This is a genomic window from Labilibaculum sp. DW002, from assembly GCF_029029525.1.
Taxonomy (GTDB): domain Bacteria; phylum Bacteroidota; class Bacteroidia; order Bacteroidales; family Marinifilaceae; genus Paralabilibaculum; species Paralabilibaculum antarcticum.
Genome location: NZ_JAKJSC010000001.1, coordinates 99,275 through 114,514, shown reverse-complemented (window position 1 = coordinate 114,514; position 15,240 = coordinate 99,275). Strand labels below are relative to the sequence as shown.

At 35.8% G+C, this 15,240-nt stretch carries 13 protein-coding genes; 2 read left to right on the top strand and 11 right to left on the bottom strand.

The genetic code is table 11. The features are described 5' to 3' along the window. Position 1: 1 nt before the first annotated feature. The 9 genes from L3049_RS00510 to L3049_RS00470 form a co-directional block, all read right to left on the bottom strand. Positions 2 to 1,885, bottom strand: coding sequence for an outer membrane protein assembly factor BamB family protein (locus tag L3049_RS00510; protein WP_275107810.1), 1,884 nt, complete (start codon positions 1,883 to 1,885; stop codon positions 2 to 4). 125 nt (positions 1,886 to 2,010) lie between these two features. Continuing rightward, complete coding sequence (locus tag L3049_RS00505) at positions 2,011 to 3,273, bottom strand: 4Fe-4S binding protein (protein ID WP_275107809.1); 1,263 nt, start codon at positions 3,271 to 3,273, stop codon at positions 2,011 to 2,013. 9 nt (positions 3,274 to 3,282) lie between these two features. After that, positions 3,283 to 3,843, bottom strand: coding sequence for a 4Fe-4S dicluster domain-containing protein (locus L3049_RS00500; RefSeq protein ID WP_275107808.1), 561 nt, complete (start codon positions 3,841 to 3,843; stop codon positions 3,283 to 3,285). Positions 3,844 to 3,926: 83 nt separating this feature from the next. Continuing rightward, the gene (locus L3049_RS00495) at positions 3,927 to 4,121 is read right to left on the bottom strand and encodes a hypothetical protein (protein WP_275107807.1); all 195 of its coding nucleotides are present in this window, start codon (positions 4,119 to 4,121) and stop codon (positions 3,927 to 3,929) included. 1 nt (position 4,122) lies between these two features. Further along, positions 4,123 to 5,085, bottom strand: coding sequence for an NHL repeat-containing protein (locus tag L3049_RS00490; protein WP_275107806.1), 963 nt, complete (start codon positions 5,083 to 5,085; stop codon positions 4,123 to 4,125). A 12-nt stretch (positions 5,086 to 5,097) separates the two neighbouring features. Beyond that, positions 5,098 to 5,559 (bottom strand): hypothetical protein, encoded by a 462-nt coding sequence (locus tag L3049_RS00485; RefSeq protein WP_275107805.1) that lies wholly within the window; start codon positions 5,557 to 5,559, stop codon positions 5,098 to 5,100. Continuing rightward, positions 5,528 to 6,523, bottom strand: coding sequence for an outer membrane protein assembly factor BamB family protein (locus L3049_RS00480; protein ID WP_275107804.1), 996 nt, complete (start codon positions 6,521 to 6,523; stop codon positions 5,528 to 5,530). Before L3049_RS00480 ends, L3049_RS00485 begins: the two co-directional genes overlap by 32 nt. A gap of 54 nt (positions 6,524 to 6,577) precedes the next feature. Beyond that, positions 6,578 to 7,825, bottom strand: a complete 1,248-nt coding sequence (locus L3049_RS00475) for an outer membrane protein assembly factor BamB family protein (protein ID WP_275107803.1) — start codon at positions 7,823 to 7,825, stop codon at positions 6,578 to 6,580. A 30-nt stretch (positions 7,826 to 7,855) separates the two neighbouring features. Further along, positions 7,856 to 9,061 (bottom strand): outer membrane protein assembly factor BamB family protein, encoded by a 1,206-nt coding sequence (locus L3049_RS00470; RefSeq protein WP_275107802.1) that lies wholly within the window; start codon positions 9,059 to 9,061, stop codon positions 7,856 to 7,858. Between the two features lie 490 nt (positions 9,062 to 9,551). Between L3049_RS00470 and L3049_RS00465 the strand changes: the two genes are divergently transcribed. Together L3049_RS00465 and L3049_RS00460 are read left to right on the top strand one after the other, a co-directional pair. After that, positions 9,552 to 10,259: a hypothetical protein gene (locus L3049_RS00465; protein ID WP_275107801.1), complete on the top strand. Its 708-nt coding sequence runs from the start codon at positions 9,552 to 9,554 to the stop codon at positions 10,257 to 10,259. 289 nt (positions 10,260 to 10,548) lie between these two features. Beyond that, the gene (locus L3049_RS00460; RefSeq protein ID WP_275107800.1) at positions 10,549 to 12,762 is read left to right on the top strand and encodes an alpha-L-rhamnosidase-related protein; all 2,214 of its coding nucleotides are present in this window, start codon (positions 10,549 to 10,551) and stop codon (positions 12,760 to 12,762) included. Positions 12,763 to 12,897: 135 nt separating this feature from the next. Here the strand turns inward: L3049_RS00460 and L3049_RS00455 are convergent, their stop codons facing one another. Together L3049_RS00455 and L3049_RS00450 are read right to left on the bottom strand one after the other, a co-directional pair. Then, positions 12,898 to 13,812, bottom strand: a complete 915-nt coding sequence (locus L3049_RS00455; protein WP_275107799.1) for a DMT family transporter — start codon at positions 13,810 to 13,812, stop codon at positions 12,898 to 12,900. Between the two features lie 439 nt (positions 13,813 to 14,251). After that, the gene (locus L3049_RS00450; RefSeq protein WP_275107798.1) at positions 14,252 to 15,145 is read right to left on the bottom strand and encodes a phosphatidylserine decarboxylase; all 894 of its coding nucleotides are present in this window, start codon (positions 15,143 to 15,145) and stop codon (positions 14,252 to 14,254) included. Between the last annotated feature and the right edge of the window lie 95 nt (positions 15,146 to 15,240).

The window sequence follows — 15,240 nt, the reverse complement described above, 5'->3', positions numbered from 1 at the left end:
ATTATTTCCCTATGCAATAAAGGTTTTTCTCTCCACGGATATATACTCTTCCATCAGCGAAAGCTGGCGATGTATCCGATTTTTCTCCCAATGATGAAGTCGCAACTGATGCATATTGCTTATCAGCCTTAAAAATGTGCATCACACCTTCGCGATCCAATAAATATATCTTGCCATCTACCAAAATTGGTGATGAATAAAATCCATTATCAAATTCCTGTTCCCACAGAATTTCTCCTGATGTTGCGTTATAACAAGCAACCGCACCGTAACTGGTTACAATAAATAACATGTCTTTGTATGCGATCGGACTTGGTACATCAGAAAGGTAATCGTAAGCTTCCCAAAGCACTTCTGGTTTCTCACCAGTCTTAATGGCAACCAAACTAGCATATTCATTTAAAGCATAAACAATTCCATTTGCGAAGGCTACCGATGGTCCAACTTCTCCTGTAATGCAATCCAAATGCCACAATTCTTTACCCGTATTCACATCGTAAGAAGCAACACTAGGATCGGCAGCTAATAAGACCTCTATTTGACCATTGTTATTTACGATTACTGGCGATGCCCAAGAAACTCTAACTTTACGCGGAGTGTTCCACAATTCAGATCCATCTTTTGTGGATAAGGCTAATACCATTCCGGATTTCTTTTGATCGTACTGAACGATTAGCTTGTCTTCAAAAATGAGTAATGAAGATGAATGCCCGTAATGATTATCAGGAACACCTAAATTTTTTGCCCATTGTTTTTCACCATTCATATCGACAGAAATAACATCTCCATTTGCAAAAATTGCGAAGACTGATTTTCCATCGGTTGTAACTGTAGATGCTGCATGACCTGTATCTGGTGTAACGTCAGGTGAAGTTGCAGGTGATCCAGGAATTTGCTCTACTTTAGCTGTCCAAAGCAATTTTCCATTGTTTCTATCGTAGCAATAAATTTCGCGACTGGTTGCGTTCGCACCTGACAGAAACAGTTTATTTCCCCAAATAACTGGAGAATTGTAGGCATGAATAGGTACTGGCTGTTTCCACAGGACATTCTTTCCACTAGCTCCATCCCATTCATTTGGTATGTTCTTTTGGTAAGCAATTCCATTTCCTCCAGGGCCACGGAAAGATGGGAAATTGGCCATCATTTCTTTAGTAGGATATGTTCCTGTATATTTTCCAACAGTTTTAGCTGGTACTACTTCTTTAGGTTCTTCTTGAACTTCAACTGCTACTTCCTCAGGAGCTTTTTCAACAATTACTTCAACTTCTTCCTCTTTTACTTCTTCTTTCTTTTCTGGGATTACTTCTGCAGATACTTCAATTACCTCACTTACTTGTTGTGTCTGCTCTTGTTCTGCTTCCGCTTTTGCTGTTTTAGCCGCTACAGTAAATTGATTTCCCAATTCCTGATGAGTAAGGAATGCAAAGACCAATGTGATTCCGACCATTCCAAAACCACCAATCACAATCCACTTTCTTGCCTTCTCTCGGAAAAGGATAATGTTCTCCTCTTCTTCCTCTGTTACTTTTGGTAATTCTTTCTTTCCTGAATAAAATAAATGAAGAGCAATTGCCATTACGATAACTCCAAAAAGCAATAAATATCCTCCAGCCTTTACTTGCCATTGATTTGTAAAGTATGCTTTTCGCACCAACAGATCCATTTCACGAATTTGCTCTCTTAACTGCTCATCATTTGGATTTTCATTCAAACGATCAACCAAACTATTGATGATCTCTGTGTTTACAGGATCAACTCGATTGATTTGAATGTAGTTTACCAAAACCAACATGCAGATTATGAAAGAGAATATTCCTGCCACAAGAGCTATTCCTCTCCAAAGAGGCAGGTTGGTACGATTTATTTTAAACTTGTTATTCATATGCTTTACCACTAAGTTTTATTTTTTACCACTAAGGAAGCTCGAAGTTCTTCACAAAGGGACACAAAGTATATTTTAACAAGACTCTGACAGGTTAAAAAAACGCTGTCAGGTCGTTATAGGTTTTATTTTTCAACAGGGCAATATTTTAGGCAACGTGCACAACTCACACATTCACCTTTATCTGGTGTGTAATCTTCTCTATATCGATAGGTTGATAATCCTGACAAAGCCAAACCAATTACCAATCCAATGAAAGCACCCAATATCCAACCACCATAATAGAATTGCTCTACAATTTCTGCAGCTTCCAAATACAATTCTTCTACTGTTTGGCCTGAAGTTCTGAAGCCTTCTATTTCCAGACTTTCTTTCATGGTTTTTGAATCGAAATGAAGTAATTCATCCGCCAAGCGCACTTTCGCGTTTACTTTTGATAGATTCTCATGGAAATTTGCACCTGTCCAACCTCCAACAATCATTAGTGCTGGTATAATTAAACTAAGTAAGATGAATCTTCTGGTTGCTGATCGCTTGTCTTCCATTTGCTTCACCACAACAGGTTTGTTAATGGCATCTAAAGGACAAGAATTCTCACAAAGCTTGCATTGAATGCAATTGGAAGGTGTTATGGTCAAATGATTTTTAGAAACTCTACTAACTAGATTCAAAATCACACCATATGGGCAAAAGAAACGACAATATGGTCGAGCAATAAAAACACTAATCAACAAGAAGGCCGCACCAATCGCGAACATGAAAAAGGTAGCATTGAATCTGAAAATCCCTACAAAAGGATCGTATCGACAAATGATAAAGTCTGTAGCCGTTGCTGCATATAATACGGACAAGCCCAAATAGATATAAGGAATTAATCCCAAGACTTTTTGCAACCATTTCTTCAAGGTAACTGGTCTCATCAGAAATACATCCTGAACTGCTCCTAAAGGACAGACTCCAGCGCAGAAAGTTCTACCAAAAAATAAAGTGTAAACCAGTGGAATTACAAAAAAGGCCAATGCCGATAAAGGAATGTGATAGCCGGGATTAAAAAGTGCTAATACGACATTTTGAACTGATCCGACAGAACAGACACATCCTTCTCTGAAAAAGTCAAAGTACAGAATGGAAAAAATAGAGACTGTTACTACGCCAGTTCTTGATCTTTTCTTCAGAATAAACCAAGTGATTAAACTAAGTGCTGCAATTAATACCATTACATCCAAGAATGCAAACATGCCATCGCGAGGTGCAGGCATTGAGGCAACAGGTTGTTCGTATCCCGATTCAAATTCCGGTTTTGGAAAACGTTGCTGTTGTGAAAAGGCTGCAAATTCCATTCCCACAAATAATATCAGTAAAGAGATAAAGGCTAAGCTTTTCTTCATCGTAATCGATTATATTTTTTTATTTGTTTTAAAGCCTGAAAACTTATAGGGCTCATCAGCTGGTACACGCGAAAATGCATCAGAAGGGCAATCACGAGCAATGGCACATTGATTACAATTCACACATAAATCGTGACTTACTTGCAACTGAAGCGATCCATTTCCAAAAGCTCCACAACCTTTCACACATTTACCACAGCCAATACATAGGTCTTCAATTATTTCATATTCGAAAAAAGGATCTTCGATATATTTTCTTTTAATTGCGCCAGTTGGGCAAAGTTGGTTTTCGGCTCCCGTAGTAATATTCTTTACGTTTGGGCGCAAATAACCACCACATAAATCACAGTAGCCACACATATCGTATACATGAATACACTTCACCGCAGATGGAGTCACTACACAAGAAGTAGCACAACGCCCACACTGAGTACATTTTGTCGTATCAATCTGCCAAAGCGTATTTCCCGACACCGTTTTATGAGCCAAAACACCAGTAACTCCAACTAGACTTGCGCCCGCTGCAAATCGAAAGCACGTATTAATAAAATCTCTTCTGTCCTTTTTCATCTTCTAATCTAAATCAAGTAGCAAAAATGATGTAAGTTCCTTATACAATAAGGCTCTTACAGGTTTTTCAAATGCTGTCAGGTCTATTTTGACTTTTTATATTTCACACCTTCAGGTAATGTACATTTCTCCAGACTATTGCAATCCTTGCACATATTCTTAAAAGTACATGTCTCTTCAGTCGTGTAATTTCGGTAAACAAAAACGCCACTCATAATTCCTAATCCTGCAACAATTAGCGTTCTAGCTCCGTTTCTTAAAAAATCTCTTCTGTCCATTCTATTTTGCTTCAAATATTCTTATCATACTCTTTACCGGATCCAATACATAAATTCGGTCTTCAGAATCTACTGCCAAATCGATACCAATTGTTCCTGCTTCGAACAATTCAGGAGCAGCAACAACCGATTTTACATCACCTGATGGCAAATGAATTTTCACTCGCTCTAATCCTTTCTCAACAGTAACAAAAGAGCCATCGGAAAGTATTGCTATATTGGCGGGATTACAACATCCACTAAATCCTTCAATACTCATAGAGGTTCGTTCCCAAGAAGAGATTTGGTCTCCTTTAGAATTATAAGCTTCGAAAGCATGTCTTCCAGGATTAACAACCCAAAGTTCGCCTTGTCGTCCCATTAGCAAATCAAAGAACGGACTAGGAATAACAAATCCCTTGATTCCCGCTTCGGTATTTTTCCCACCAATTTCCTTAATCTTCTTACCGTCAATATTGTAATGATGAACAATTTTTTGTCCTGCATCGGCTACATATATATTTTCTCCATCAATTGCCAAAGAAGTGATGAATGCTTTCTCTCCAGGAATTAAAAAACTGTTACGCAGACTTCCATCTGGTTTTCTAATATCCACTCGGTTTCTCATCCCTACCAGAACATTACCATTTTCAGCAATCGTTAAACATCGAGCTTCACCTCTTACTTTTAGAGAATTGATCTTTTCTCCTTTTGCATTCAAAATAAGTATGGCTTCATCCGTGCTCACATAAATCTGATCTTTAGAATCAATCGCAATACCATGAAGTTCTTTAGCTTGAATTTTGATTTGTTTCACCTCTTCATGACTGATTTTTGAAGGATCAACCTTTCTAAGCTCTTTCAAATCGTATTCATAAACATTTTCTTTTGTTGTGTTCTTACTCACAAATAGATCTTTCGCCATAAAGCCGACAACTACGAGAAGTAGAACTACTAAAAGCCATAATATCAATTTATTTTTCATTTGTAGGTCAGTTTAATTTGCTCTAACATCAATACAAAGCATATGCTTTGAGTCTCGCATCAATAATCGGCCATCAGTTATCACCAAAGGTCCCCAGGCATCATGCCCATCCAAGACTTTGGTTTTGTCCAATAATTCAAATCTTTCGGTACTAGCTTTAACAATGCTAAGCAGTCCGTCATCTTTCAGTATGAAGAATTTACCATCAGCTAATAAATAGGGTCCCAATCCAAAACGGTCGCTAGTACCACTTGTCCACAATATCTTAGTACAATCGTTAGGATCACTACAAACAAATCGGTTTCTCATTCCGCCTGCATCTTTAGGCAATATAGAAAACATCCTATTTTTATATACAACAGGAGTTTGTTGCTCTGAAGCCACTCCATCTTTCGGTTTGAATTTTTGAAGTGTACTTACAGCATATTTAGCACCTTCTTTTTTAACTTGTAGTAAGAGCAGCACCTGCACCATAGCCAGCAGTCATAAACATCTTGCCATTATCAAATATTAATGGTGATGGAGCTACAACAGATGGTGAAAAATCTTTCGTTTTCCATAGAATCTGACCTAGATCATCACCTTCAGCCGAAACACCACAAATTCCACCAACAGCAGCATAAACCCACATTTTATTACCATCCAAAACCATTGGCATAATAGACGAATGTGACATTTTCCAGCCATCCGGATTTGGCGTTTCCCATAAAATTTTTCCTGTTTCACAATCAACTCCAATCATCAGAGCTTTACCTCCAGGAGCAATTATGGCCACATTATTATCGATTACCGGACATTGTCCTGTGTACCAAAATGGGACTTCTGAGTTATAATCTTTCACCAAATCGAGCCCCCACAAGAAATCACCCGACTCAGGATGAACACACATCACATGACAACGAGGCCCCATGCTCACAAGGTATTTATCGTTGATAGCAGGAACGGTTCGTGACATACCATGATTCCTTTTTACATGCACCTTGTAGGAACGTTTCCAGATTTCTTCGCCACTTTCCAAAGAGAAGCATCGAAGTGCATCTGCTTTTTTCACCTCATCGTAATCGAGAATATATACCTTACCATTATAAACAACCGGTGCAGCGTGTCCTTCACCCAGATCATGTTGCCACATAATTTTAGGTTCTGGTCCAATTTTATCAACTAGCTTGACTGTTTCTTTAGACACATTATCAAAATCAGCTCCTCTAAACTGTGTCCACTTACCTTTCAATTCTGAAGAGTGTTCAATATAAAAATCAAAGCCTTCACCAATTAACACTCGTTCCGACGATGCGGATTGTTTTGGACGATTGTCCATACCAGGAATACTAGCATGGATATTTTTAACTGGATTGTAGGCAAGCCAGTACACAAAAAGAACAAGTGCAATAATTATAGCTAAGCTTATAAATCCTTTATCTCTTCTTTTCAGTAACATATACTTAAATAAATCTGTCCTTTAAAAATTGCCTTTTCAGAACTATAAATTTGATTAGTCTTTAATTGAATAAGCCATTAAAGCTTTTGCATGACGCACATACAAAACGCCATCTTTAATCACCAAATGTGACCAGTGTGGCCCTTTCCCAAGAGGTACTTTAAAAGTGCTTATCACTTCAAATCCTTTGGGGCTTGCTTTTGCCAATGCGATATTTCCACCTTTTTCGTCGTAACAATACAACATCCCTTCAGCTGAGATAATAGAACCTTTATTCTCCCACTCTGTCTCGTACATCGGCTTACCGGTTTCCCACTCAAGGCAAATCCACTTACCCATTCTGTTATGCTCCCAATTGGCTCCATATACGTAATCGCCTAAACGAACAGCACCACCATGATGAACGTCCAATAAAGAATCAACATAGGCCAGTTTTACCGTTGAAGCATCTTCACTCAAGTCGAGCATTACAGATTTATGATCGTAACCATTGGTTACAAATATTTTCCCTTCGTGATAAAGTGGTGTATTGGTCTGAATATTGGCTTTCCATTCACCTGCAGCATATGATCCATAGTCAAACTGCCAATCAATATTCCCATTTGATGGATCAACTCCTATGGCATTATTTTCGGTAACAGTAACAATTTGTTCTTTTCCATTTCTATTAATTAACAAAGGCGAAACATATCCAGGTTTATCATTCAAGCTTTTTGATTGCCAAACAACATCGCCTGTCATTTTATTTAAGGCAATCATAGTTGTTTTAGGTCCACAAGGCGTATAATACACCAAATCATTCCACAAAAGAAGAGATTCTGATATTCCCCAAGTTCCAAATTCGCCTTCAAACTTTTCACTTGCTTTTACCTGCCAGTTGATTTCTCCACTTAGTGCATTCACACAAGCTAAATCACCTTTCCCACTTGAAAGATAAATACGATTATCTTCAATGGTAGGTGTGCAACGACTATCTGGGAAAGTATTATCCCAACGACGACCATAAGGCACTTGCCATTTCAGCTGACCTTTCATATCAACAGCCATCAATACATCCATTGAATCTTTTATTCCTGTTAAATAAACCGTTTCATTCACCACAGCTACTGAAGAATATCCTTTAGGAATATCAACTAAAGACCATAACATCTCAGGTCCTTTTTCCGGCCATTCTTTCAACAAACCTGTTTCGTTATAAACACCTGTTCGATTTGGCCCACGCCATTCACTTTTTTGCTTTGGGGAATTACATTGAGTCAATATGCTTATGAAAGCAATACAGACAATTAAAAGTCGGTTCATAAGTAATTAGAGATTGAAATGTTAATTGTATTAAATCGAATAAACCATAAATGCATTACCATGACGAACATACATTCTGTTCTTATGGATCACTAAATGAGCCCAGTGTTGCTTATCTCCAAAAGGAACTCTGAATGAGCTTACTTTCTTAAATGCTCCAGCACTTACATCAACTAATGCTACTTCTCCACTTTCTCCGTAACAATATAGTTTTCCATCAGCGGACACCACATTTCCCTTACTTAGCACTTTTGCAGAATGCAAAACTTCCCCTGTTTTCCAATCCAAACAAAACCATTCACGGTTGTTATGTCCTGAACCATATATTTTCCCGTCTAAAACAACGAATCCTCCCATTTGGTTATCCATTGATTCATCTTTCCAAACTTCCTTTGCATTTGAACCATCATCAGAAAGCTCAATCATTACACCACCTTTACCATATCCACTTACACAATACAAATACCCATCTTTATAATAAGGAGTATTTGGATGTATCGAATATTTATTCGGGTGCGACACTGTCCACAAAACTTCACCCGATTCTGTGTCTACTCCAATGATTGAACTGTTTGTATGTGTAACTAATAAATTACGATTTGCCAATTTTACAATCGCAGGAGAACAATAAGCTGAGTTTTCACCATTTGGTTTTGCTTTCCAAATTTCGGTTCCTGTTTTTCGATCTAAGGCTACCATACTTACTTGCTCTCCTCCAGGAGTACAAAATAACTTATCCCCTTCAACCACTAGGTTTTCTGTTACTCCCCAACGAATATTTTCACCACCATAATCTGCTAAAATATCTTTTGTCCAGACAATTGATCCGTCCTGTGCATTCATGGCAACAACTTTCCCAAAACCGCTCATTACATACAACATTCCTTCATAAATCATCGGCGTAGTTCTAACTCCATCATAAGAATCCATCCACTCTTTTCCATAAATTTGCTTCCAAAGGGTTTTACCAGAGTGATCCAATGCAATAACATAACCATTCTCAGCTTCAGTGCCTGCAGTGTATACTGCCGATTCAGTAACAGCAGCAGATGCATGCCCAGCACCAAGAGCGTCAAAATGCCATAAGAGTTTAGGGCCTTCGGTTGGCCACTCATTTAATAATCCTGATTCTTGGTAAATTCCATCTCTATTGTCACCTCTCCATTGTGCGTTATTCTGAGCAAAAGAAAGGGTGCCAATACATATTAAGGCTAGTATTACGATTTGTTTTTTCATTCTAAATCAGCTTTATTCTATAGTTTAAAAATATTCTAATCACTTAAAGATACGGGCTATTCCATTGGTATTGAAATGAACATAGCACTTGAACTTAAATCTATTTCAGGTCTAAATAAAAACAAGATTTATTTATTAACATATTCAATATTAAAAAGAGGTAGTAGCAGAAATAATAATTTCTGGAAACCACATTTATTTAGAATCACTAAATAAGCATTAACAAACAGCAAACTTCACTATAAACAGGACCTTTTAAGACTAAAAGATCTCTTTTTATTTACAATATGATTATTGTAAAGCTAAAGAAACTCATCTCTTTTCCATCATGAAATTAAGTAATAATATCGCTTATTTAGAGCCTTCCAACAAAGCTTTAACAACTTTTTAACGACTATTTTTTAATGATTCTAAATATCTAAACGATTATTAACTTATTTTTTATGTGATTTCTTATATCTTTAAGAATATACACTAAAACATATAACTAATGAAGAAGTCAATATTATTTCTAATTCTTGGCCTAGCCCTAAGCATTATATCTTGTCAAGATAAAAAATCAACAAAAGAAGAATTACTGCCCATGGGCGTAAGTAAAATAGTTGTAAAAGAAACTTTTAACGCCGGTGGTTACACTTATATCAATGGTGAAAATGGCCTTTGGCTAGCTGTGGGTCAAACAAATATCGAATTAAACAAAGCTTATTATTATCAAGGGGCTCTAGAAATGAGAGACTTTCATAGTAAGGAATTAAATCGCGATTTTCCTCAAATCTATTTTCTAAATTCTATCTCTGAAACCCCTACTGCTATAAGCAAACCGAAAGCGAAACCTGCCGCTCAAATGCAGAAACAAATAAACAAAAAAATCGAAGTTCAGCTTGATAAAAAAGAAGGTATTACTAGCATAGCTGATGTTTATAAGAATCAAAAAGAATTATCTGGAAAAGAAATCACAGTCTATGGTAAAGTAGCTAAATTCAACAAAAGCATTATGGGGAAAAATTGGATTCACATTCAAGATGGATCTGATTTTGAAGGAAATTATGATTTAACCATTACAAGTATGGATGTAACCAGCGTTGGGGAAATTGTTGAACTTACAGGTAAGATCACTTTAAATAAAGATTTTGGAGCTGGATACTCTTATGCTGTAATCATGGAAGAAGGTAAACTTGTAACATCAGCGGCAAAATAATCATTTCATAAATTAATATGTTTCAAAAGTTTTCATTAACATATTTTTTTTATAAATTTCGAATAATACAATTTAACTAACTACATACAACTAAACACAATGTTCAAAAAAGCGGCTTCGGCCGCTTTTTTTTTATTCAAATCGACACTTTTCAAAATAAAATTAAGCCAAACAAGACATGCCCCTATTTTGATTTCATAAGTAATGTCCTATCGGGATTCTTTTTCATAATTCCTTTTTGTTTTTATTGATTTTGTTACTTTTAACATGTAAATCAAAAAATCAACATATGAAGAAATGCATTCCCATTGCCTTCACAATACTATTTTTAGTTCTTCTGCTAATTGCTTGCAATCCTAATGATAACATCATTTACCAATCGGATGATTTTAAAGTTTACCCCAATAGAGTTGAACAAGGAGAACACATCGCCATAGCCTACTCTGCTGATCACATTAGCTCTAATTATCCTGGCTTGAATAAAATGGAGTGGAAACTTGAAAAAAAACTAGATAGATATCCAAGCTATAAGTCTAACCAAGTTTTACTGAACGCCATTTACCAATTATCGCTTGAAGAAATTGAAAAAAACATAGCTCCGGATTCTACATTTGATACCGGAGAAAAATGGAAAGGCGTTTGGACTCGGGATATCAGTTATAGCGTAATTCTTGCTTTAGCCATTACAAACCCCGAAATTTCAATGCATAGTTTAATGCAAAAAGTTAAGGATGGCAAAATAATTCAAGACACAGGTACAGGAGGTTCCTGGCCTATTAGTTCTGATAGAATGATATGGTCGACTGCTGCTTGGGAAATATACAAATCAACAGGAGATCTTGATTGGCTTCGTAAAGTCTATTTCATTATTAAAAATTCAACAGAAGATGATTTAAATGTAGTTTGGGATTACCAGAAGCGATTGTTTAAAGGAGAATCATCCTTTTTGGACTGGAGAGAACAATCCTATCCAGATTGGATGGAACCAGTAGACATATACAACTCCTACAGCTTAGGAACTCAAACTGTGCATTATCAAAGCTTAAATGTGCTAATAAAAATGGGTACTATTTTAAATAAAGATGTTCAAAAATATCAAGATATCTCCCATGCCTTAAAAGCAAGCATAAATGATAAACTTTGGCTACCAAAACAAAAGTACTATGGCCAGTTTTTATATGGCCGAAAAAATCATATGCTATCGGAAAGATCAGAAAGTTTAGGGGAAGCCTTAAGTATCATTTGGGATGTTGCTGATGAGAAAAGACAAAAAGATATTGTTTCGAACACTCCAATCACGAAATATGGTATTCCTTGCTTTCATCCACAAATTCCAAATATCCCTGCTTATCACAACAAGGCGATATGGCCATTTGTGCAAGCATATTGGAATTGGGCCTCGACCAAGGTTGGCAACATGACTAGCTTTAAATGGGGAATCGCCAACATGTTACGATCTACTTCTCTATTTCTAACGAATAAAGAAAACTACTTAATATCGAATGGTGATTTTAATGGCACTGAAATTAATTCTGACAGACAATTATGGAGTGTTGCAGGTTCACTCTCTACATTTTACAGAAGCCTTATAGGGATCAATTATACTGCAGACCATTTGGAGTTTAGACCTTTTATTCCTCGCGAATACAAGGGAAAACAAAGTATCAAAGGTCTTCGGTACCAAAATGCAATCCTTGATATTGACATTTACGGCTTTGGAGATCAAATTGAATCTTATTCTCTTGATGAAAAGTACTACCGTCATGCTATTGTTCCAAAAGAAATGACAGGCAGACATAAGATTGAAATTAAAATGAATAATAAAGCTCCTCAAGATTCAAAAATCAAGCTTGTGAATGATCTTGAAGCCCCAGAGACAACTACGCTTAGATTCAATGAAAATACTTTATCTTGGCACAAAAAAGAAAGTGCAGACCATTATCATGTTTATCAAAACGGTGAACTTTTATTGGAAACTAGAGACAATTATATGTCGGAGGTCAACAATAAGGAACCTATCGAATTTCAAGTTCAAACATCGGACAGTTTAGGTAATTTATCCTTTTTAAGTGAACCTATCTATGTTTACAATTCTGAATACGAAAGACTAGTTGAAGCAGAGGATTTTGATTTTAATTCCAAAACATCATATGTTGTCCTCAGCAAACAGAAAAACAGAGAATTTTATTTTAAGATTAGAATTCCACGAAAAGGAAAATATTTCATTGACTTTTTATATGCCAACGGCAGTGGTCCAATAAACACCGATAACAAATGTGCTATACGCAGTTTTTGGGTTAACAATACCTATTCTGGAAGCATCGTTTTTCCACAGCGTGGTGATCGTAATTGGACTGAATATGGATACTCCAACCCTATTGCTATTGATCTAAAAAACCGACACAACCTCTTCAAAATAAGTTTTGAAGAGTTCAATAACAATATGAATGGAGATGTAAATAGTGTAAGAATTGATAAAATTAGATTGATCAGAAAAAGATAATCTCACAAAATAAAAGACTGTTTTTTACTTTTTTCACTGATTGAGCACAACATAAAGGGACAATTGATCTAAATCAATTGTCCCTTTCTATATCTATTGTTATGAAATACTTAAAGTCTTAAAAAAATCACAAACTTAATTCTCAAAACCAATCATTTCCTTAACCATCCCCAAGCTTTTCTTTATCGTTAAATGGATAAATTCTATTTTTATTTCGGCAAACAAAACACCTCCAAAAATCAACAAACCTCCAATAATTGTTTTTTCGGTTAAGGCCTCGTTCAAATAGAAAAATGCTGTAATTGCAGCAAACAAAGGTTCAAATGAAAAAATAATTGAGGTTGTAATTTCTGAGATATACTTCTGATAGTAGTTTTGAACGGTATACATGTATGCAGTAGCAAATAAAGCAGTAAATAGGATAGCCTGCCACAGCTTGTACTGAGTTGGGAAATACAGTTCTCCTTTAATTGCTGCATAAACGATACAAACCACACCAACCATAAAAAACTGAGTAATAGAAAGTAAGACACCATCACTCTGTTTACTATACTTTCCAACCATAATAATGTAAATGGCAAAAAGAATTGCGGATAGAAATACCCATACATCACCGATATTAAAAGCAATACTACTTCCTAATGTTAGGAAACTTAATCCGAGAGTAGCCAAAACTACAGCAATGAAAACAGAAAGGCTAGGCAATCTTCGTTGCATGACCGATAGGATAATTGGTACAAAAACCACCGACAATCCAGTTATGAATCCTCCCATTGATGCGCTTGTATATTGCAAGCCAATTGTCTGAGCAAGAAAACTAAACAATAAAGGCACAGACAATAAAGCACCAAATTTAAATGTATTTCGATCGAATTTTCGCAAGCGTTTTATGAAAATTAATATCAGTACAATACTTGCTAAAAGAAAGCGGTAACCAAGAAAACTAGCCACACTCATTAGGGATACAGCATCCTTAATAAAAACAAATGTCATACCCCAAAACAGGGTTCCGATTAATAATAGTAAAATGGCTTTAAGTTTGATATTCATGGTTCAATTATTGGAAAATGTAAAGAAAGATTGAAATTAAACTACCTAATCGAAATAAATGGACATAAGAACAAACTGCTAAAACTATTGGCTTTAGATTGATGGCAAACAAGCATAAATACTTTAAATTATTGTTCTCGAATAGCTTCATAAATCATTTGTATTTAATGATGAAGCTATGGTACACAGAGTAGATCTATGATGAGCTGAGGTGATTTCCGAAATCTTCCATAGCATGGAATATCACCAAGAAAAAATGTTTAGATGCTCAATCTGATGCAAATATATCCTTTTTTACCTGTAGAAACAAAAAAACAGTATTAAAAAACAAATTTTCCTATCCTGATAAAATTAAATTCAAATAATTAAAACATCACATACGAGAAAGGGACAATTGATTTTAATCAATTGTCCCTTTTATATCATAAGTTTTGGTTCGCTATTCAATGAACTTATTCCCAATACTTTCACCCATTTGGACTGCAGTCTCGAATCCTCCTTTTGTATTTTTTATTAAATCATCCGAAAATTTCATCTTGTTCTTTTCAAAAAAGAGAACGACAGTAGAACCTCCAAAAGCAAAGTAACCTTTTTCATCACCACTCTTAACCTCAGAATTGTTAGTATATGTCTGAATGATACTCCCAACCATAGTTGCCCCAACTTCTGATATTAAAACATCTCCATAATCTTCTGTTTTAAGTGTGCTGTACACTCTTAAATTACGACAGAATATCTCCAAACTTTCCCTTAAAGCCATTGGAGAAACAGAAAAATATCTCCCTTTAATTTCTTTAGATTCAGATATCAACCCACTAGCAGGAAAATGGAAGCGATGATAATCTGCTGGTGCTAAACGCACAATTAACATAGATCCATCAGCATATTTTTCTGATAACAATTCATTATCTAAGAAACTTTGAACTGTAAACTGAGATCCTTTTAGAAAGAAGGATGGAATGTCCTTAATAGACTGAAATGCTATTGCTTTTCCATCTGCTGGAGATACCACACCATCGGCAATAGGCCTTTTATCCATTCGGATTTTACGATAGAAAAACTCATTAAAGTTCTTAAATGCATTACTATCCGAAATGTTATAAAGAGACAGGTCAATTTGATTCTTTTCTATAAACTTATCTATTTGAGGTTTAGATAATCGGCTATTCATAAACCAACCTCCAACAACTGAAACAATTTTCCTTTTAACTAATAAATGAAGAGAAGCCTTTCCTAATACCGAGCTGTACAACCATTTTAAAATTCCTTCACCTGGAACCAATTCGTCAACAATTTCACCACTTATTCGTTCTATATATTTTATACTTGTCATATTTTGCTTGAGAGGATTTCAGAGTACAAATTTAAAAGTATTACTATTAAACACCTACAATTCTAGTACTTTCTTTGTTTTTAGTGCAAATTCTT

Excerpts from the sequence above, each read along its gene's own strand:
- L3049_RS00510 (WP_275107810.1), bottom strand. The coding sequence starts at position 1,885 with ATGAATAACAAGTTTAAAATAAATCGTACCAACCTGCCTCTTTGGAGA.
- L3049_RS00505 (WP_275107809.1), bottom strand. The coding sequence starts at position 3,273 with ATGAAGAAAAGCTTAGCCTTTATCTCTTTACTGATATTATTTGTGGGA.
- L3049_RS00500 (WP_275107808.1), bottom strand. The coding sequence starts at position 3,843 with ATGAAAAAGGACAGAAGAGATTTTATTAATACGTGCTTTCGATTTGCA.
- L3049_RS00495 (WP_275107807.1), bottom strand. The coding sequence starts at position 4,121 with ATGGACAGAAGAGATTTTTTAAGAAACGGAGCTAGAACGCTAATTGTT.
- L3049_RS00490 (WP_275107806.1), bottom strand. The coding sequence starts at position 5,085 with ATGAAAAATAAATTGATATTATGGCTTTTAGTAGTTCTACTTCTCGTA.
- L3049_RS00485 (WP_275107805.1), bottom strand. The coding sequence starts at position 5,559 with ATGGTGCAGGTGCTGCTCTTACTACAAGTTAAAAAAGAAGGTGCTAAA.
- L3049_RS00480 (WP_275107804.1), bottom strand. The coding sequence starts at position 6,523 with ATGTTACTGAAAAGAAGAGATAAAGGATTTATAAGCTTAGCTATAATT.
- L3049_RS00475 (WP_275107803.1), bottom strand. The coding sequence starts at position 7,825 with ATGAACCGACTTTTAATTGTCTGTATTGCTTTCATAAGCATATTGACT.
- L3049_RS00470 (WP_275107802.1), bottom strand. The coding sequence starts at position 9,061 with ATGAAAAAACAAATCGTAATACTAGCCTTAATATGTATTGGCACCCTT.
- L3049_RS00465 (WP_275107801.1), top strand. The coding sequence starts at position 9,552 with ATGAAGAAGTCAATATTATTTCTAATTCTTGGCCTAGCCCTAAGCATT.
- L3049_RS00460 (WP_275107800.1), top strand. The coding sequence starts at position 10,549 with ATGAAGAAATGCATTCCCATTGCCTTCACAATACTATTTTTAGTTCTT.
- L3049_RS00455 (WP_275107799.1), bottom strand. The coding sequence starts at position 13,812 with ATGAATATCAAACTTAAAGCCATTTTACTATTATTAATCGGAACCCTG.
- L3049_RS00450 (WP_275107798.1), bottom strand. The coding sequence starts at position 15,145 with ATGACAAGTATAAAATATATAGAACGAATAAGTGGTGAAATTGTTGAC.